The following is a 19,446-nucleotide window of genomic DNA, read 5'->3' on the forward strand; positions in this document are numbered from 1 at the left end:
GCGGGCCGTCCAGCGGCCGCTCCGCTCCTACTGTTCTCCGCCTATTCTCCGCGCCGACCAGATGCCCGTCGACCGGGCGGGCATTTGCCTCCTGGCGGTAAGCGTCATCAAGGCTGCGGACCACACTTGCCTCCAGGGTGACCGGGTGCTTTACAGGCGTCCGCGGTGGGCGGTGACCAGGGGCCGCCCCCGTTGCCGGTTGGCCAGCTGTCCATCCAGCCAGTGCGCCGGTGAGGGGGAGGCCAGTGATGAAGTTTCCCCGTGGTCTCGGACGCGTCGTCGTCACGCCGCGAGGGCCTGGTTCTGTTGGTGGCGCAGGCGTGTCTCGTGGGGCCAGGTCCAGCCACGAGGCGAGGTAGGGCCGGCCCTCGGCGGTAGGGATGTAGGCGATGTCCCCGACGATCTCCGTGCCGGGGCGGGTGGCGGTGAAGTCCCGGCCGATCAGATCCGGTGACGTGGCAGCCTTGGTGTCGGCCTTGGTCAGGCCGCGGTGTCGGGTGCGCCGGCTGTGCCCGGCGATGCCGTGCCCCGGCATGACCCGCTCCACCCGCTTGCGGTTGACCGGCCGGCCCTGCCGGCGCAGTTCGGCGGTGACGCGCGGGACGCCGTAGTTCCGCCGGGACGCGAGGTGGATCACCGTGATCTCGTGGGCCAGGGCCTCATCCGCCCGCCGCCGCGCTGCGCGGGCTTCCCGTCCTGCCACCCACGCGTAGTACGTGGAGCGGGCCGTCTTCATCGCCTTGCACAGCAGTGTGACAGGGTAGTGCGCCTTCTCCGCGTGGATGAACCGGCATATATTGCTCACCGGTCGCTCTCCTTCGCGAAGAAGGCGGTCGCTTTTTCAGGATCGCCCAAGGCGCCACCAACGCCGACATCGCCACTCGCCTCACCATGCGTGAAAGCACCGTCAAAGCCCATGTCAGCCGCATTCTGACCACCCTCGAAGTCACCAACCGCGTCCAAGCCGCACTCGTGGCCCGCGACGCCGGACTCACCCCCTGAGCAACCGAAGGCCACCCAGAGGGCGGTAGTTGAGCTGGTGTCCCGCGGGAGCCCTACGAGACCAACCTCGCTCACGCAGGGCCCGGCGCCTACCGACTGCGCCTGCACGCCCGGGGCCGGGACATCAACCCCGACGGCGTGCAGGATGAGGACGAGCCGATCGCGGAGCACTACCTGCTCCAGGCCTGGCCGAAGCACGAGTGAGCACGGGACTTGGCGGGGCCGGGCATCAGTCGGCGGACTCGACCCGGCGCAGTACGAGCGCCGCTGCGATGTCTCGGCCACCAGGGGCAGGAGCGCAGAGGACGGCTTCTCGGCATCGGCTTCACCTGACGGATTCCACGGTTCTCCCGAACTTTCCAGTCCACCCTGGTTGGTAGCCTCCCGGGATGACTGCGTCTTTCGATGAAGCCGTCCGCGCCCGACTGCAAGCCCCCAACATCTGGTACGTCGGCACCGTGTTCGCCGACGGAGCGCCGCAGGTCAGCCCGATGTGGGTGGATCTGGAGGGGGAAGGGGAGCTGACGTTCAACACTTCGGCGGGTCGGGTGAAGGAGGAAAACTTGCGCCGCGACCCCCGCGTCTACCTCTCACACGCGGACGTCACCGACCCCTTCGACCGAGTACAGATCAGTGGTGTGGTGGCCCGCTTCATCGAGGGCGAGGAGGCACACGACCGAATGGACCGACTGGCCCGCAAGTACCTGGGCATCGAGCGCTTCGAGTGGACCATGCCGGGGGAACAGCGGGTCGCGGTCATCGTGCGCCCCGTCAAGGTGCGGCACATCGTCGGGGTGGAGCGGTTCCGGCCGCCCGGATCCAGTTCCGCAGCGTCTCCGCGTTGATCCCCAGAGCCCGCGGCAACCTGCTTGATCGTCGCTTCCGGCCGCGACTCGTACAACGCGACCGCATCCGCCTTGAACTCGGCGGAGCAGTGCTTCATGACCACGGCACGTCCATCTCCCGAAGGCATCCAATCCTCAGCGGTCCTCGTCCGTCGCCCCGGTCAGCCCCGCCGCGGCCAGGGCCTCGCCCAGAGCCTTCACGCTCGGCGCCCCGTCCGTCTTGCCCTCGGCCTCCCGGTAGATCCGGCACGACACGCTCGGCGCCGCTCCTGCCTGCGCGAACGGATCGAGACCGTCTACCAGAACGGTCGGCGAGCCGGCCATCCCCACGCGCTCGGCCTCCTCCTGATCGGACACCTCGATCAGCTCCACCTCGGCCTGCCGCCCGGCCAGCGCGGCGATGATCCGCTCCTGCACGACCGGGCCGTTGGGGCAGCCCGGAACGGTCAGCACCGTGATCCGCATAGCGCCATCCTCCCAGCTCCTAGCTGTACTCGGTCATGACGGTTGACGCTCATGCGATGGGTGCGGGGGCGTGAGTTCCGGTAGCGCCTTGTCCGAGTGCCTGTTCTGCCTGCGCGAGTCTGCAGATTGCGTGGGTCAGTTGACTCGGAGGGAGCGTGTACGGTAGTCGGACGTTGCGTTCGAACGCACCCCCGACCCCGAATCGTGGTCCGGCCGCGATGGTCACTCCGTGGTCAGGCGCCATGGCTGCCAGCCGTGAGCTGACGGGCCCGGGGAAGGTTGCCCACAGCGTCACACCGCCGGCTGGTTGCAGGGCATGGACGTTCGGTAGGTGCTCGGTGAGTGCTTGCCGCAGGGTGTCACGTTGTGACCTGAGTTGCTGGAGTGTGTCCGGCCGCTGGGTTTGGTGCTCGTTCAGGAGGACGGCTGTGGCGAGTTGTTCGACGACGGGTGTGCCGAGGTCTGTCGTGGGACGGGCCTTTTCGACGCGTTCCAGGAGAGGGGGAAGCGCGCGAATCCAGCCTATGCGTAGGCCGCCCCAGACACTCTTGGACACAGAGCCGATGCTGATGGCTGCTGGCATGTGCAGCGCGAGGGGTTCGGGGCTCGGAACGTCCAGAGCCAGATCGGCCATGGTCTCGTCGACGACCGTGGGACACGCGAGCCTGAGCTGTTGGCGCACGCTCGTGGGCATGCACATCCCGGTCGGGTTGTGAAAGTCAGGTATCAGGTAGGCCAGGTTCGCGGCTTGTCCTGCTGCTTGGAGTTGCTCGGTGTCCCAGCCGGAAGTCGTCACGGCTACGGGCAGAAGTCGGGCGCGCGCTTGAGTGAATGTCGTGATCGCGTGTGGGTAGGTCGGATGGTCGATGAGGACTTTGTCGCGTGGCGACAGGAGTATTCGCGTCAGAAGAGCGAGCGCGTGCTGTGCGCCGTTGGTGATCAGGATGTGGTCGGGTCGGGTGGGCAGTCCTCGCCGCTGATACCAGTGGGCAACTGCTTCGCGCAGCTCCGCGGTGCCGTATCGATCGTAGCCGTGCCGCTCGAAATGTCGTGGTAGCTGTTCGAGAGCGGTCGCGAACGCAGCGTGAAGGATTTTTACGGGCGCAGCCGGGGCGGCAAAGGAAAGGTCGATGGTTTCTGCGTCCGTGCCAACCGGGTGCTCGGACGTGGTGTCATCAGGCAGCCGTACCGTCGCCCTGGTACGCGCCTGTGTGGCGAGGTATCCGTGCTCGACCAGCGTGCGAAATGCGGTTCCGACGGTGGTTCTGCTGGTGCTGAGCGCGATAGCCAGGTCACGCTCGCTCGGCAGGGCTGCACCGAGGGAGAGGCGTCCATCCAGGATGAGCAGACGCAGCCTGTCGGAGAGACGTTGATGCGCTGGCCCCGGCCCCTCCTGCCAGGTCCCCAACATCCGTGCTACCACGTGCGAGCTGATTTTCACCAGACCAGCATAGTCAATCTGGCTATGGAATCCAGGTCCAGATGGCCGAGAGACTCGCCATATGACACCTCCCGCTTCCACGGCACACACCTCCGTCCCGGCTCATCACGACCCACCCGTGATACCGCGCATGAACGCATTCGCCCAGGTTCGGGCGGCCCGAAAGGCACGTCGGATCCCCCAGCTCCTGCTCGGCTTGATGGGATACGGGGCGGCCGTCATGCTGCTCGTCAAGTCCGGGCTTGGCGCCGCCAGCTGGAACGTGCTCACAGAAGGCACCGCCAGATCTCTTGATATCTCGTTCGGCTGGGCGACAAACCTGATCTCGCTGCTTGTGCTTATTGCATGGATCCCCCTGCGAGAACTGCCCGGGCTTGGCACGCTCCTCAATGTCGCGATCGTCGGCTTCGCCGCAGATGCCACCGCGACTGTGCTCCCCAACCCGCAGGGGCCACTCGCCGAGATCGGATATCTCGCCCTCGGCCTCGTCGCTCTGGCCTTCTTTGACGCGCTCTACCTCGGCGCGCAGTTCGGGTCGGGACCACGCGACGGCATCATGACCGGACTCGTTCGGCTCACCCACCTACCTGTCGCCCTTGTGCGCACCGGTATCGAAGTCGCTGTTGCCTGCGCCGGCTGGCTTCTGGGTGGAACCGTCGGGTTCGGCACTGTGCTGATCGCACTGTGCATGGGGCCCCTCGTCGGCTGCTTCCTGCCGCTGGTAGCGGTTCGCCTTCCTGCCGTTTCTGTATCCACAGGCACATCCGATGACCGTGAAGAGACCGTCGCTTCACCGCAACGCCCCGCTGTCTGCTGAAGGCCGACGCCGCCTTGTCGAACGCTGTAAGTCCCGCCCGATCGCCCACGTGGCCGCGGAGACGGGGATCTCATGAGCGTGCGCGTCGAAGTGGGTAAACCGGTTCCGCCGCTACGGTGAACTCGGCCTGCGCGACCGGTCCTTCGCCCTTCCCCGCCAACCGACAGCCCACCGGGCGGTGGCGGGCCCGACGGATGCAGCAGGATGCCTCCGGAGCCGGTGACACCCCCCAAGACGTGCAATCGGCAGGGAGAAAGTCATGCCGACTCCGGAAGCCGGGCGCCCCAATGCGGAGCCACCAAAGCGGTAATGGGGGTCTCGTGCACCCCATGCCCTCCCGAAACCCGACGCGATCCGGTGCACGAGGCGTCAGCCTGCCATTTACGAGAGTGCGTATCGGTGGGATGACCGATGTGCGGGGGGTAAGGGCGTTGCCATAGTCCTTGGGAGATCGTTCGCGGGTGGCCGTGGTGCACCCGATCTTCGAAAGGGCACTTCTGTGGACATGTATGCGGATCTGGTGTTTCTCGGTGGGCAGGTGGTCACGGTCGATGCCGAGTTTTCCGTCGCCTCGGCCCTGGCGGTGACCGGTGGGGTCATCAGTGCCGTCGGTGGGCGGGACGATGTCGCGCCGCTCGTCGGACCCGGCACCCGCGTTGTCGACCTGCGTGGGGCGACGCTGCTTCCCGGTATCAACGATTCCCATCTGCACGGATGCGCCTTCGGCATGGCGACGCCTCCGCTCTCCCTCGACCTCGGCCATCCCGCCGTGTCCTGCCTCGCGGACGTGGCCGAGGTGGTGCACGAGGCCGTCGGGCGGGTTCCGGGTGGCCAGTGGATCACGGGGCACGGCTGGGACCCCGGTTACCTCGACGAGTGCGTCTCCGACCCTTCGCGGCTGCCCTCTCGGCGCGATCTCGACGCCGTGAGCCCGGACCACCCCGTCGTCCTGTACTCCTTCTCCGGGCACGCCACCTGGGTCAACTCCAAGGCACTGGAGCTCATAGGGATCGACCGGCACACCGTCGCACCGCCCGGCGGGGCCATCGTCGTGGACGAAGCGGGGGAGCCGACCGGGCTGCTCCACGAGGGGGCCCAGGCCCTCGTCCAGAACGCGTTGCCGTCGCTCAGCCGACAGGAGCGGACCGCCGCGATCAGGTCGACCCTCGCCACGCTTGCCCGCCTCGGCGTGACCAGCTACACCGAGCCCGGGCTCGGCCCCGGCGGCGACGGGATCATGCGGGGCGCGCTCGGTGCGGAGACCCTCGATGTCTACCGTCGGCTGCTGGCCGACGGCGAACTGACCGCTCGCCTCGGCGTCCTGCTCCTGCCCACCGGCATGGCGAGCACCGCCGAGGAGTTCACCCGCACCCTCATTGCCCTCGGCGATTCTGGGGATGCCGATCCGCGCCGCCTCGCGATCCTCGGGGTCAAGATCTTCGCCGACGGCATCGTCCCCAACAAGACGGCCTGGATGCACGAGCCGTACGTCGGCGGTGGCTGCGGATCCCTGTGCGTCGGCGGCGAGACCGATGCCGAGCGGAGCGCCGAGATCGACGCCATGATCCGGTATGCCCACGCCGCCGGGCACCAGCTGGGCGTCCACGTCACTGGCGACCGGGCCATCGACACCGTCGCGGACGCCTTCGCCGCGGCCATGGCCGAGCACCCGCGGCCCGACGCTCGCCACTACGTCATCCACGGAGACTTCCTCACCGCACACAGCATGAAGGTGCTGGCCGCACATGGTTTCGGCGTCAACATGAACCCCACCATCAAGTGGACCGTCGCCGACATGGAGGAGGAGTTCGTCGGCGCCGGACGGGCCGCGTACGCATGGCCCTACCGTGATGCCATCGACGCCGGCGTGCGGGTCGCGAGCGGGTCCGACGCCCCCGTCACGTACCCGGACTGGCGCCAGGGCGTCGCCACCATGCTGCTGCGCGAGTCGAAGGCCGCCGGCCGGGTCAGCGGCCCCGAGCAGCGCATCGGCCTGGCCGAGGCGATCCGTACGTACACGATCGACGCGGCCTGGCAGGACTTCGCCGACGACTGGAAGGGCTCACTGGAGCCGGGCAAGGTCGCCGATCTCTGTGTGCTCGACGGAGACCTGCTCACCGCCGACCCCCACGACATCCCGGAGATGCCCGTCGTCCTCACAGTCATGGACGGGCAGGTAGTGCACGACACCCTTCGCGATTGACGTATTCCGGGCGTGTGATCATCCTTGGGTGATGACAGCGGAGCGGAGTACGGCGGACATCCTGGACGCGGCCGTCCACGTCCGGGAGGCCGCCAGGAGCGCCACGAGTGGTGTGACCGGCGTCGACATGGTCCTGGCGGCGCTGTCAGAGGTGATGGAGTACGACCACGCTTCCCTGACCCGGTGGGACCCACTGCGCCGGCGCCACACCACCCTGGCCGGGAGCTACCCGGACGATGCCACGGCCTACATCGAGGCCCGTCTCCATCACGATCCGATGTTCCCCGTGCTCCGCAGCCCGGCCCGGGGCGGTCTCTGGCTCAGAGACGCTCCCTGGCACCTCCTGGCTGCATCCCCGGGCTTCCAGGAGGTGTTGCGTCCGCTCGGCATCGAGGACGGCGTGGCCCAGTGCCTTTTCGCCGCCGACGGCCGGTACGTCGGCATGCTGAACGTCAGCACCCGCAGGCCGCGGCGCACGCCCGATCCGGCGCGCGCCGTGGTCACCCTGCTCACCGAGGCCCTCGCCGCGGCCGTCGGCCCCTGTGCGGGCCCGTCGCCCGAAGACATCGCCGTAGCCGAACCCGCCGTGGACGCGCGGCGGCCTGGCGGACTCTCGCCACGGGAGCTCCAGGTGCTGGCCGAACTGACTGTCGGCCGTACCAACCGGGAGATCGCCGAGCGGCTGCACATCACGCCGCGTACCGTAGGGACCCACATCGAGCACATCCTCGCCAAGCTCGACCTCCCCAACCGCGCGGCCGCCGCCGCCCGAGCCGCCGCCTGGGGAATCGGGCCCTCTCGCTGACGCGAGCCCCGCAGCGCAAAACGCTTGGACCGTGGGCGTGTCCCTGGGGGCACTCCGTTTCGCCTCTGGATCGCCGTATGACACTCGTCCGTCTGCGGGTTCCAGAAGTCGGGTGCCAGCCAGTCGCGGTGCTCGTCCCACGAGCCGTGGGGGCTGTCCGGGAAGAACTGGCCCGGGGACATCTCCGACGAGCCGGAAAACTCTTTGACACGGCTGACGGTGACGTCGCCAAGAGTGATCTGCTCCGCTTTCTGATCCATGTGGTCCGTCCTCGAGTCTGGGTACGTCGCCGCCGAATGAGACCGAGCCTGGACACGCGGGCGGGTACGCACCACTCCCGGGTTGTCCCACCCCCCCCACAGGGTGTGGTTGGGATCGGGCCGCGCACCGAATACTGGGGTGATGAACGGACCCGGCCCGCTCGGCGCCTTCCTCCAAGCCCGACGGGCGCGGCTGCGCCCCGAGGACGTCGGCCTGCGCGACCTCGGACCCCGAAGGCGGGTGGCCGGGCTCCGGCGTGAGGAACTGGTCCAGCTGGCGGGCGTCAGCGTCTCGTACTACGCACGGCTGGAACAGGGCCAGTCCCGCGGGGCCTCGGCCGAGGTGCTCGACGCGATCGCCCGGGCTCTCCTGCTCGACGACCACGAGCGCGAGCACCTCGACCGGCTCGCCGGCGCCGCCCGCCACGCGCCCCGGCTGCGCCGCCCGCGGCCCGGGAAGCTCGCCGACGAAACACGCGACCTCCTCCGCGCCGTCGACGGCGTCCCGGCGATAGTGCTCGGCCGCCGTACGGACGTGCTGGCCCGGAACACTCTCGGGCACGCCCTGTTAGCAGGTCACCTGGACTTCCTTGGCCCGGATGCCCCGGCACGACGCCTGAACATGAGCCGGATGCTGTTCCTGGACCCGCACTGTCAGGAGCTGTACGCGGACTGGAAGCGAAAGGCGCGCGCGGTGGTCGGCAACCTGCGCATCGCCGTCGGTCTCAGCACGTGCCTGCTCGCGGACTGTGCCCTCGCCGCGATCGAGACCCAGGCCGACGCACTCGCCGGGGTCGGCCCAGAGGTGGCCGAGGAGCTGACCGCGGTATCGGCCGCAGCGTCCATGGCCCGCAGGCTCCTGAGTTTGCCCGTCGAACCCGAGCCGACACCGGCCGGGGCGGGGCCAGTGCCCGGCCCGCGCCTCGCGCCGCCGCCGTCAGCGGGTCGTGCAGCGCGGCGGGCAGGAGCCGTCCGAGTTTGCCGCTGTGCTCCAGGCCCTGAGGGGAAGCACCAGCCAAGGCATCGCGCTCTGCGCTCTGTTCCCAGAGACGGAGTTGGGTACTTGCTGGGAGTGGATCTGGGGGAAGCCGGGGCGCGTTTGGGACGTCAGCCTCCGAAGAGACCGAGGACGGCCCGCTGGTAGACGATGTAGACCTGCGGCAACTCGGCCAGGTGGGCGCGTTCGTCGATGGCGTGCAGCCCTTCGTACGGCACACCGAAGCCGGCCGTGGCCGGGACGCCCTCCCCGGCGAGCAGGTTGCCGATGTTCGACGGACCCGCGGTCTTCGCCCGGACCGCGAGTCCGTCGCGCGTGTCCTCGCAATGCTCGCCCAGGCGAACCCCAACGCTTCCGCGGCCGATCTCAAGGCCAGTCTGTTGTCCGGTGCGTTCCCGCTGGCACAGCCCGTCAGGGACATCGGCTCGGGTCTTCTCCAGTCGCCGTGAGCGAGTTGTCCAACTCCGCGCCGGTCGGGGCATCTTTGCGGTCGCCCCGACCGGTTCGCGGAAGTGGTCGAGGCGCCGGGCCGGGCTGACGGTCACGGGCGAGCAGCCGGTCCTCGGCACGCTCTCCGGCACCGTCGCTGGGCCAACAGCGCCGCCGCCCGACGCGCCCACTCCGACCGGCACCGCATCCTCACGCTCTACGGACTCACGTGATCACGAATTCAACATGTTCCAGCACGGGCGGATCGCCTGGACCCCCGCAGGGAGAACCACGGCCGACCACAGCCAGCCCTACGGCGACGACAATGTGGGGAACCCGTCTGAGGCGGTGAAGCGCTGCGGCCGCAGCGCTTCACCTCACGCCTCCTCGATGACGAGGTCCTCGGGCGGCTGCGTACCGCCGGTGCCCCTCGGAGGCACCACTCCCGGCCAGTGCCCTTCAGGCGCGTTCGCCGACGGCACGCGATCGCGGACCGCACGTAGCGAGCGGCAGCCCGGTTGCGGGCCAATCGTGGCGGCGTAGCCTGGAGTTGATCGGTCCTGGCTGACTCTGGAGGTGGGCGATGTTTCTCCGATTGCTGCGGCGTCGTAAGCCGCGTCGGCTGGTTCTTCTCGGCAACGGCCGTCTGATCCGGGGTTTCAGCGGCGGACTCTACGACGGTCACGGATACCAGTCCTGACACCGTCCACGTGGAACCTCGGAGGATATGTGGTGGCGGAGAACACCGAGGCCCTGGCAGCCATGGCAAGGATCCTGTCACCGCATTGCCGTGTCAGCCGGATGTCCGATGGAGCGCTGATCGCCGACTGGAGACGGACGCGTTTTCTCGGGATGACGGCAGCGGACGTCCAGAAGTTCGCCGAGGGAAGCCCTGAGGAACGCGCCGAGCTCGTCAGCGTTCTCGTGAGGGCCGGATGCGCGACGGGCCGCCGGAAGAAGCACGTGGACTCCGGCGCCGTCGGGCTCTGGCTGCGTGGCGTGCACCTGCTCATTCGGACCCTGGGATTCGGGCGTGTCCTCCGGCTGCTGTCCTTGGCTGCTCCGGGTTACGCCCGTGCCGACCTCCCCTCCGCGCAGGAGCTCGGACGCCTGAAACGGGCGGTACAGACCCACAGCCGCAGCAATTGGTTCGTCAACGGCGACTGCAAGTCCGAGGCCGTGACGGCCTTCCTCCTGCTGCGGCGGTCCGGCCTGAAGGCCGTACTCCACGTCGGTGTCCGCGAACACCCCTTCGCCCTGCACGCCTGGACGGCCTCGGGCGGCGTGTGCATCCCGGACGCCGATCCGCGAGGGCACGCCTTCACACCGGTGCTCTCGATCGACTGCGGGGGACAGTGACATGGATGCGCTCGGCCTTGAGTGGTCCGACGGCACAACGAGGTTCCGGACCTCCGGCGCCATGACGCGTCAGGGACTCGTGACGACTGTCTCCTCGCCGGCCGGTACCGCGGCCGTCGTCGGCTGGGTCGGCTCGGCCCGCGACCGGCCGGCGGGCGCGCACGGCCTCCTCGACGCCTTCGGCCGGAACGGAGCCGACCCGCCGCTGCCGGTGGGCGACTACGCGGCCGTTCTGGTGTGCCGCGACCGCATCCTTCTGATCCGCGACGAACAGGCACGCATCCCCCTGTTCTTCCGGGCGTCGGGTGGCCGAGTGAATGCCGTGAGCACCTCCGCCCGCAGCCTGGGGAACGCCACAGAGTTGGATCCCCGATACTTCTGCCGATACCTCACCGGGAACATGGCGCAACCGCACACGGACCTCACGCCGTTCACCGGGGTGCACCGCGTGCTCGGCGGAGAGGTGGTGGAGCTTTCCCTCATCGGGCAGCTGCGCCGTCGTACGCCGCGACCCGTCCGCCGGGCCACCGCCCCGCCCGCGCCGACGGCTGACGGACCCCACCTCGGTGAGGCCGCGCAGGAGCTGCGCCTGGCGCTTGAGAACGCCGTCGGACGCCGTATGGGCACGACGACGGCATGCCATGTCTCGGGCGGCACCGACTCCACCAGCGTCGCGCTGCTCGCCGCACGTCTGCTGGCCGAGAGCCGAGCCGGCCCCGGGAACCTCGTCCTGCTCGCCGGGCGTTTCTCCCGCGGAGAGCTGGCCGCGGAGCAGCCGTACCTCGACATCGCGATGGAGGAGATCCGCCGGCACGCAGCCGCAGCGCGCCCGGTGATCGTCGATGCCGACGACGTGGCCGACTTCGACGACTTCGAGCACCACGCGGGAGACGTGGACGAACCTCATGCGCACGCGTTCCGCGCCCCGTTCTGGGGCAGACTCCACTCCGAGGCCGCAGAAGTTGGCTGTGACACCCTCCTGACCGGCTGCGGAGCCGATCCCATCGCCGACGCCAACCCGTTCCACCTGCACAGGCTCGCCCGTACGGGCCAGCTGCGGCAGATGACCCAGCAGGCACGTGCCTGGGCCGCGGGGAGCGAGCGGGGCCTGCGGGACGTCGTCCACGCCTACGTGGTCCGGCCGGCTTTCCCGCTAGTGGCCGAACGGTTCACCGCACTGGTCCGCAGCGGGACGGTGCTCGGCGGCCTCGGCACCTTCAATCGCCCCCGATGGCTGCGCTCCGGATTCGCACGGGCGCACGGCTACCGGGAGGCCGGTATCGCCGAGAGCCGCTTCGTGTTCGGGCGCAGGCCGGAACAGTCGCTGTACGACGCGGCCAATTACGTCGCCGCTCCCGACCCGCTGTCCTGGCATCGCGCGCGAGTGGACGGGTTCTTCCTCTCAAACCCCTTCCTCGACCCGGAGGTCGTCGCCACGATGAGCCGCCTTCCCGTCGCGGCCACGTTCCGGCCGGGCCTTCCGAAGGCCGTTCTCCGCGAGGCCATGGCGGACCTGCTCCCTGCCCCGATCAGCGGCAGGGCGGTCAAGATCCCCTTCGACGACCTCTATGCGCGCGGCCTGCGGACACACGGCGACGAACTCGTCGCCCTGTGCCGCTCCGCCCAGCATCCGCTGATCGCGGAGATGTTCGACGTCGAGATGCTGTGCCGGGCGGTGCGGGAGGCGCAGCTCGGCATGGGGGACGCGCACTCCTGGGACCGGCTGAACAGCTCGCTCGCCCTGGTGGCCTGGCTGGAGCGACTGGGCCGGGGCTCCGGCCCGCTCGGCGCGGCGGTGCCCGTCAGCGCTGGCTCTTGATGTCCCACAGGGTCCGCACGTAAGGGCCCGTCACGAGGTCGACGAGGCCGTACCGGTTCACCAGCTCGCGTTGTTCCGCCGGGGTCGGGACGCGGTCCTCCTCTCCCTTGCGCGCAATGGACGTCGCCACCTTCGCGCCGTCCGTGCCGAACATCCAGTAGACGGTTACGAAACGCGCATCCCTCGTGTACTCGTCGATCGCGTTGTTCTCGTGCACCCTGGCACGATAGATGAGGGAGTCGCGGCCACTTTCCTGTTGCTGCTTCACCCATCCGGGGACGTTGCCCTGGCCCCAGGATTTCGCCACGAACTGCAGCGGTGGCTGCAGCACGAGCCGGTCCTTGCGCGCGAGGCTCGCGGTGGCATAGAACGCGACCTGGTCGTACGGCGTGTCGATGGGCAGTTGCACCACCACACGTGTGGTGAAGGTGTCGCTCGACTCGATCCACTGTCCATAAGGCATCCACGGTTGTGCCTCCACCAGCTCGCCGGGCTGGTGGATCTCTCTGCGGGAGAGGGGGTTCACTTCCGAGGATCCGGTCCACTGCTCGGCATCGGCTCGCCACTGCTGGCGCAGCCGGTCCTTCGGGCTGAGCGGCACCCGCTGCCCCATCGCGTGGACTTCGGTTTGGAGCACGTAGAAACCCACGTCACCGTGGTTCTGGAGGGTGAGGTCGACCGGTACGGCGAATGCCTTCCGGTCCTTGCTCAGCACCGCCTTCCCCATGGACAACGTGATGACCGGCCTGGTTTCCCGCTGGTACGGCTGATAGAGGTTCTGATAGCCGAAATTGGCGACCGCGACCACCGAGGGAACGATCACCGCGACGGCCAGCCTCTTGGGAGCGGGGACCACGACCGACGTCCGCCACACCGCGAAGGAAGCCCATGCCGAACCCGCCGCGAGCGCGCCGAACAAGGCCGGGTAGGCCGAGGAATCGCCGTCCTTCCACGTCTCGACCAGGAGCATGGCGTTGGTCAGGAAGGCCGCGAACGTGCCGATCAGCGCGACCAGGCCGGAGTAGGGGAAGCGGTGCCGGACCCAGTGGTCCAGGACGGCGGCGGCGCCCAGCAGCGTGGTGAACGCGACCGCGAGAAGAACGGCACCGGTGACCCGGCCCGGGAAGGTCAGAGCATGGACGAAGTCCTCGCGACCGAACCGGGCCAGCATTAGCGTCGTCATGAGGAGGATCAGCAGGATCACCACCAGGGCCACCCGCGACGGCCAGGTCCTCAGCGAAGGTCGTCGCACCCTCGGGTGCGAGCCGGGGTGCGGCCTGGGCTGAGCCCGCATGCGATCACCTCCTGAGGACGCCGGTCGTGCTCTGGGTTCGAGCACCATCGTCCGAGGTGATCCACCGGGTCGCCACCAGTGGGCCCCCGGACGTGGGACGCCCCGGCGGCTCGCGGTTCACCGGTTGGGCTCCGCGGTTCGCCAGGTGGACTTCGCGACGGCGCCGCAGGACCGGCGGGCGGCCCGGTGCCCCCAGCGGCACCCCCGCATGTTCGCGCACTGGACCTGGACCACCCGCGGGATTGAGCAGGCCTCGATGCAGGATGACATGGCCCGAGCCGGGCAGCTGTGGGTGACCCTGCCCGACGGTACCCATGGCGCCGTCGCTCCGGTGGACCGGCGGGGTTCCGGAGACGGACACGTCCGCCTGGTGCACGTCCTTGAGGGCAGCAGGGCGGCGGAGACAGTGGCCGAGGCACAGGAGCAGGGGCTGATGGCGGTCCTGCCGCCGAACAGCTCCGCCGCGCTCCAAGCGTTCGCCGAGCAGATCGACCCCGGACGACGCAGCGCGGCCGGCCCCCTGGCTACGGGCCGGGCGCGTGGGAAAGCCCGAGGCCCCCGCTAGCCTCGGGCTTTCCTGTGAAGGGGGAGCAAAGAAGCGCCGTAGCGTCACGCGAAGCCTGCGGCATCGTTGGAGGCCCGCCCGTGAGGGTGGGGACAGGGAGAGCCGGGCCCCCGAAAGCAGGGCGAAGGCCACGGAAGCGGTGAGGATCCCGGATGGCTGCCGCGAGGGACTTCCCGGCGTGTGGGGCATGGAACGTTTCGACGGTGACGGCGGGAACTGGGGAGGCCCTCCCTGGCCCGGCAGCCTGCGGCAAGAGTGCTGTCGGAAGCATCGCGACCTATATCCGGGTGCACCCCGGGCAGGGGAAGTGGGCCGGGTGGGCGTCGGAGGCGGCCGTAGTACTGCATGAGCCGGACGGACGACACAACCGCCGGTGGGGGAAGGGCCGCTGCTTCGTCGATGCGTTTTACTGAAGTGGAGGGGCTCGGTGAGTGCCCGCGTGGCTGGTTCCGCCGTCGGGGAACGTTCTCGGTCGGATCCGGTCCGTGCCTTGCAGCATACGAGTGGGTATTCGGCGACCGCGACAGCGGCGCTACCTGCTTGAATTCGCCTGGACGAAGATAGTCCGACACCAGATGGTGCACGGCTCGGCGTCCCCGGACGACCTCGCCCTGGCTACCTACTGGGCCCCTGCGTCTGCTCCAGGCCGAGGCCAATGCCGCCCCCTCGGTGAGACCTGGCTGTAGTCACGGGCCACGGCCGGAGCCGCTGGAAGCTGAGTTGCAGGCCTCGGGTGACGGGCGGAAACTGATGCCATAGCACGCGCGCGTTTGGATCGCCCGTTGAAACCGGAAGTGTCTTCTCCTTCAGGGAGAGAGCTCCATGCTCGGCACAGCAATTGGCCACCTTCGACATGAAGACGTCCTCGCGCCGCGGCCTCTCAAGGCGGACGTGCGTGCTCTTCGGGTAGTTGATCCCGTCGACCCCCTTGTCGACGGCTCGTACCAGCATCTGACGGACCGGCAGCACTGTTTTCACGGGACTTCTTCGAGGTGGACATACGGGTCTCGGAACAGACGACGGTGACGCTGTTCGGCAACCACTTCAGTCCAATGTCGGCACGTGTACCACCACCCGCGAAAAGCGCGAGCGTCAGGCGGATGAGGTGCGCTACCGCACCGATCGGAGCACATCCCATGACCGACGACATCCGAGGCTTCTCGCTCAGGTCCGTGGCCACGACGCCGTGTGCGATCGTGCCACCGCATCTGCTCAACCGGCTGGCCCGAGCTGAGGACCCGGCCGTGCACGAGCCTGCCCGTCGCACCCTTGCGCTCGACGCGGCACAACGCGTCCAACGCAGGCTGACGGCCGAGATCGGCCCGACCGCTGCCCCGCCGACGCGCGGCCCCGACCACTCCGACCGCACCGTCTGCGACGTCGAGCACCGGCAGGAGTTGCCCGGCAGACGCATACGCGGAGAGGGCGAGGCCGACGTAGCGGACACCTCGGTCAATCACGCCTACGACGGCCTTGGAGCCACCTTCGACTTCTATCTGCAGACCCTGTCCCGCTCGTCCATCGACGGGGCCGGCCTCCCGCTGGACGCCAGCGTTCACTACCGCCGGGACTACGACAATGCCTTCTGGGACGGCGAGCAGATGGTCTTCGGCGACGGGGACGGGCGCATCTTCGGCGACTTCACTCAGTCCCCCGACGTCATCGGCCACGAGCTCACCCATGGCGTCACCCAATACACCGCCAACCTGGCATACGTGGGCCAGTCCGGAGCTCTGAACGAGCACCTGTCCGACGTGTTCGGGTCCCTGGTCGAGCAGTTCGCCAAGGGCGAGACGACCGAGGAAGCGAACTGGCTGATCGGAGAGGAACTGCTGCGCCCCGGAGTACAGGGCGTCGCGCTGCGCTCGATGAAGGCGCCCGGCACCGCGTACGACGACGATGAGCTCGGCAAGGATCCGCAGCCTGCCCACATGAACGACTTTGTGCAGACCTTCGCCGACAATGGCGGCGTGCACATCAACTCGGGCATCCCCAACCACGCTTTCTACCTCGCCGCCACCCAGCTTGGCGCCCATGCCTGGGATGGCGCCGGCCGCATCTGGTACGACGTGCTCACCAGTGGCATGCTCGCCAGCGACGCCGATTTCACGTCCTTCGCACGGCTGACCGCGGATGCCGCCGACGCCTACGGGCCGCAGGAGCGCGATGCGGTACTCGAGGCGTGGGATGCGGTCGGCGTACCCACGGGCTGAGTCCGCCAGTGTCCCGGTAGAACTGAGCGCCCGCGTGATCGGCACGAAGGGCTTCTGCACCTACGGCTGGGCGCTCATCCCCGCCGACGAGGACCAGCAAATACGACTTCCCTCAGGATCTGAGCCGGGTACTCGCCCCAGTGACGGAACGGGCCAACGCCGAACCCTCGGCAGAGGGCGGGTCGGCCACAGTGGCGTGAGCGGCGCGCCCCCGGCCGGGGGCGCGCTCGCCTCACCTCACCTGCCCGGCCCTGACCCCGGCCGTACCCGTCCTGCCCGCCTGCGGACCAGAACCACGACGAACAACAGCCCGGCGCCCATCAGCAGCGGTACCAGCCGGCCTCCGAGGATGCCGGACGAATCCCCGGCGGACTGCGCGGATTTCTGGCCCTTGTCGCTGCCCCCGCCGCCGTAGCCGTTGCCCGAGCCCCTGTCGCCTTTGTTCCCTGAACTGCCTTTGTCGGCAATCGAGTTGTTGCCGCCCATCCAGATCTGCGAGCCGTTGGCGGCGGGGCGGGCCGCCTGAACGGACCGGGCGGTGTCCTGCTGCATGCCCGCCCAGCGGTCGCGGAAGGCGTCGGCGGGGGCGACCTTCTGCAGCTGGAGCCGGGAGAGGTCGACGCCGCCGTAGATGTAGGTCTGCGTGTAGATGTAGTTGCCCTTGCGGGTGCGTTCGGTGACCTTGAACTCGCCGTGCTTGTACGAATGCACGTAGGCGTCGAAGGTGTCACGCGGCTTCCACTTGGTCCGCGTCTCCCAACGGCTCACGTCACCTCGGTCGATGAGGTCGCCGTACGTGGACGGGCCCTGGGTGTCGCGCTCGCGGTACCGCTCCGCGGCGACCCTGGAGAGATAGACGCGGCGCAGATCGGCATACTGCGATGCGTGGTTCACGGCCCGCTCGATGCCGGGCAGGATCAGGTCCCGGAACGTCTTCTCGTTGCGCTCCTCGGAGCCAGGGGCGCTGCGGTCCGTGCAGGAGGCGGCGCTCTCGCTGCCGTGCCCGGAGAGGTGCTGCGACTCCATCTTCACCTTCAGCGGCGCGTCGAGGATGTAGAGCTGGTCGTCCTGCTCGTTGACGCGAGCCTGACCGGGCACGATCCAGGTGCGGAACGACATGCACTTGCCGCCGATCCGGTTCCAGAACTTCTTGCCCAGCGCGGTCTTCGGGTGTATCAGGGCGGCCGTCGTCTTCTTCAACTGGAGGTCGGCCTGGAGCAGGATGCGGCCCACGTCGGTGCGGCCCAGGTCCGTGTCGACGATACGGTCCGGCTCGGTCGGGTTGAGGTTCACCCAGAACGTCTCGGAAGGCATCTGCGGTTCCGGCTCGAGGTGGCGAAGGAATCTTCATTCGGATGCGGGTGCACGCACAGGCCGACGTTGACGCCTGGCTTGCCCGCGCCCTGGCCGCGCACTACCGCGACCCGGCCGCCCGGGAGACTGCGGCCGGTCTTCTGTCGCCCCCGGTACTCGCACGCGCCGCGCTGCTCGCCGAACTCGCCCATCGCGCAGCTCCTCCCACGGCGTGCAGTCCTCCACCGAGGGCAGCCCGTTGGCCGCGATGCCCTCCAGGACGGCCGCGAACTGGTCGGCCCTCTCCCGGATCTGGGCCGTGTACGCAGCCTCGCCCGGCTTGCCGCGCAGCGCCCGGCCGTCGCCTGATGCCCCCACGGCACAACCCGCGCCGCGCCAGGATCGCCTTCTCCGACTCCGCCGCCAAGCAGCTGGAAACCTGACCAGCGAGGCCGAGATCCACGGCCTGGACCGCACCCTTTGGTGTTTCGTGACCTTGTCGCGAAGAGCGTCGGGCAAGAACCCCGCCGACCTGTGGTTCCGTGGGGGGAAGGTCCGCGGGTCCAGTCGGCAAGGCAGGGAGAGCTGAGCATGCGCACCAACCGCACGTCCGTCACCGTCGTCGCCATCGCTTTGGCGGCCATCGCGAGCGTGGGCACCGCGCGGGCTGCGACGTCGTCCGATGTCGCCACCCCCTCGGCCTGTCGGCCCGCCAACCACCTCGCGAAGATCAGGCAGGATCAGGCCAGTTCCGGGCAGGTCCACTTCCGTGTCGCCCTGACCGCGCCGAAGGGATACGCAGCGTGCCGACTGGCCGGCTCCCCGACCGAGGTGGCCTTCGCGCACCACGGCACGCCGCTCGGTATCACGGCCGGACAGTACGGCGATCAGACAGCCGTGGTCATCTTCGGCCCGGGCCGACCCGTCCACTTCGACATCCAGGTCCCCAACAACGGCCACGCCACCCCGGCGGACGAGGCGTCGTTCACCCTCAGGGCCCCGGATGGAGAGATCCCGGGCACCTCGGTCGCCGAAGGCCGGTTCGAGGTGACCGCCGGGACCGTCATCGGCCCGATCCAGCCCGGAGCCTGACCCTTCGGGCCGCTCGCCGCGCGGGGCACCGACAGGGAGCGCGGCGGTGGTCCGACCGGTCGGTGGAGCGGCCGCGGAGCGTGCTGCCGGCCCTGACAAGAAACTGTCGGGGCGCTGAACGCGACATCGGCGTAACCGTCGCCGTTCACGTCACCTGTCGCCGGCGCGTACCCGAAGTTGCAGTGGGAGGAGACCGGCTCGCCGGGCAGCCCCGGTGTCTTCTCGTCGATCGTCGTGGGCTTCAGGCCGGTGCTCTGTCCGGTCTTTCCGCCGTACGCGACCATCAGCCGGCTGCCGCCCTCGGGCGTGGCTTCGTCGCCGATGATCTCGCAGGTGAGGCTGATGATCACATCGGCGAAGCCGTCCTTGTTCACGTCGGAGGTGAGGGTGGTCGAGCCGTACATGTCCTTGCCGCGCGCGTCCTTGAGGCGCGGACCCCTCTTCAGCACGCCGTTGGCCGCTCCGCGGTACACGACGGTGGCGCGGGGGGTCGGCATCCCGTCCGCGAACACGTGCGACCAGGTGACCACCAGATCGTCCTTGCCGT

At 69.0% G+C, this 19,446-nt stretch carries 15 protein-coding genes and 3 pseudogenes; 11 read left to right on the forward strand and 7 right to left on the reverse strand.

Translation table 11 applies throughout. The features are described from left to right. Positions 1-511: 511 nt before the first annotated feature. A pseudogene (locus BT364_RS42710) lies at positions 512-736 on the reverse strand (IS3 family transposase); the annotation flags it as partial. A gap of 110 nt (positions 737-846) precedes the next feature. On the opposite strand from BT364_RS42710, the pseudogene BT364_RS10780 reads away from it, so the two are divergent. Together BT364_RS10780 and BT364_RS10785 are read left to right on the forward strand one after the other, a co-directional pair. Continuing rightward, positions 847-1,002 (forward strand): annotated as a pseudogene (locus tag BT364_RS10780) (response regulator transcription factor); the annotation flags it as partial. A 389-nt stretch (positions 1,003-1,391) separates the two neighbouring features. Beyond that, positions 1,392-1,847, forward strand: coding sequence for a PPOX class F420-dependent oxidoreductase (locus BT364_RS10785; protein ID WP_072484885.1), 456 nt, complete (start codon positions 1,392-1,394; stop codon positions 1,845-1,847). A 135-nt stretch (positions 1,848-1,982) separates the two neighbouring features. On the opposite strand, the gene BT364_RS10790 is transcribed toward BT364_RS10785, so the two are convergent. Together BT364_RS10790 and yczR are read right to left on the reverse strand one after the other, a co-directional pair. After that, on the reverse strand, positions 1,983-2,312 hold the full coding sequence (locus BT364_RS10790; protein ID WP_072484886.1) for a thioredoxin family protein: 330 nt from the start codon (positions 2,310-2,312) through the stop codon (positions 1,983-1,985). A gap of 49 nt (positions 2,313-2,361) precedes the next feature. Continuing rightward, entirely contained in the window at positions 2,362-3,753 is a 1,392-nt protein-coding gene (gene yczR / locus BT364_RS10795; protein WP_072484887.1) for a MocR-like transcription factor YczR, read from the reverse strand. Between the two features lie 130 nt (positions 3,754-3,883). Between yczR and yczE the strand changes: the two genes are divergently transcribed. The 5 genes and pseudogenes from yczE (at position 3,884) to BT364_RS42715 (ending at position 8,982) form a co-directional block, all read left to right on the forward strand. Then, positions 3,884-4,570, forward strand: a complete 687-nt coding sequence (gene yczE, locus BT364_RS10800) for a membrane protein YczE (protein WP_072484888.1) — start codon at positions 3,884-3,886, stop codon at positions 4,568-4,570. After that, positions 4,521-4,739: pseudogene (locus BT364_RS10805) on the forward strand (helix-turn-helix domain-containing protein); the annotation flags it as partial. The gene yczE and the pseudogene BT364_RS10805, both read left to right, overlap by 50 nt. A 336-nt stretch (positions 4,740-5,075) precedes the next feature. Further along, complete coding sequence (locus BT364_RS10810; RefSeq protein WP_072484889.1) at positions 5,076-6,773, forward strand: amidohydrolase; 1,698 nt, start codon at positions 5,076-5,078, stop codon at positions 6,771-6,773. A 31-nt stretch (positions 6,774-6,804) separates the two neighbouring features. Beyond that, positions 6,805-7,578, forward strand: coding sequence for a helix-turn-helix transcriptional regulator (locus BT364_RS10815; protein WP_072484890.1), 774 nt, complete (start codon positions 6,805-6,807; stop codon positions 7,576-7,578). A gap of 402 nt (positions 7,579-7,980) precedes the next feature. Then, complete coding sequence (locus tag BT364_RS42715) at positions 7,981-8,982, forward strand: helix-turn-helix domain-containing protein (RefSeq protein ID WP_256259685.1); 1,002 nt, start codon at positions 7,981-7,983, stop codon at positions 8,980-8,982. On the opposite strand, the gene BT364_RS42720 is transcribed toward BT364_RS42715, so the two are convergent. Continuing rightward, positions 8,946-9,380 (reverse strand): hypothetical protein, encoded by a 435-nt coding sequence (locus tag BT364_RS42720; RefSeq protein ID WP_256259686.1) that lies wholly within the window; start codon positions 9,378-9,380, stop codon positions 8,946-8,948. The two genes, BT364_RS42715 and BT364_RS42720, sit on opposite strands and share 37 nt — an antisense overlap. A 736-nt stretch (positions 9,381-10,116) precedes the next feature. Here BT364_RS42720 and BT364_RS39985 point away from each other — a divergent pair. Then, entirely contained in the window at positions 10,117-10,623 is a 507-nt protein-coding gene (locus tag BT364_RS39985) for a lasso peptide biosynthesis B2 protein (protein ID WP_256259687.1), read from the forward strand. A 61-nt stretch (positions 10,624-10,684) separates the two neighbouring features. Then, positions 10,685-12,442 carry an asparagine synthase-related protein gene (locus BT364_RS10840; protein ID WP_256259688.1) on the forward strand — a complete coding sequence of 586 codons (1,758 nt, stop codon included), beginning with the start codon at positions 10,685-10,687 and terminating at the stop codon, positions 12,440-12,442. Here BT364_RS10840 and BT364_RS10845 read toward each other — a convergent pair. Then, positions 12,426-13,736, reverse strand: a complete 1,311-nt coding sequence (locus BT364_RS10845; RefSeq protein WP_177328084.1) for a hypothetical protein — start codon at positions 13,734-13,736, stop codon at positions 12,426-12,428. The genes BT364_RS10840 and BT364_RS10845 overlap by 17 nt on opposite strands. Before the next feature lie 145 nt (positions 13,737-13,881). Here BT364_RS10845 and BT364_RS10850 point away from each other — a divergent pair, with 145 nt between their 5' ends. After that, positions 13,882-14,301 carry a DUF6424 family protein gene (locus tag BT364_RS10850; RefSeq protein ID WP_256259689.1) on the forward strand — a complete coding sequence of 140 codons (420 nt, stop codon included), beginning with the start codon at positions 13,882-13,884 and terminating at the stop codon, positions 14,299-14,301. A gap of 1,136 nt (positions 14,302-15,437) precedes the next feature. Continuing rightward, positions 15,438-16,514, forward strand: coding sequence for a M4 family metallopeptidase (locus BT364_RS10860; protein WP_072484892.1), 1,077 nt, complete (start codon positions 15,438-15,440; stop codon positions 16,512-16,514). Positions 16,515-16,751: 237 nt separating this feature from the next. On the opposite strand, the gene BT364_RS10865 is transcribed toward BT364_RS10860, so the two are convergent. Then, on the reverse strand, positions 16,752-17,828 hold the full coding sequence (locus BT364_RS10865) for a hypothetical protein (RefSeq protein ID WP_072484893.1): 1,077 nt from the start codon (positions 17,826-17,828) through the stop codon (positions 16,752-16,754). Positions 17,829-18,694: 866 nt separating this feature from the next. Continuing rightward, positions 18,695-19,446: FG-GAP and VCBS repeat-containing protein (locus tag BT364_RS42730; RefSeq protein ID WP_256259690.1), on the reverse strand; the 752-nt coding region annotated here is incomplete at its 5' end.

The organism is Streptomyces atratus, assembly GCF_900119365.1.
Taxonomy (GTDB): Bacteria; Actinomycetota; Actinomycetes; order Streptomycetales; family Streptomycetaceae; genus Streptomyces; species Streptomyces atratus_B.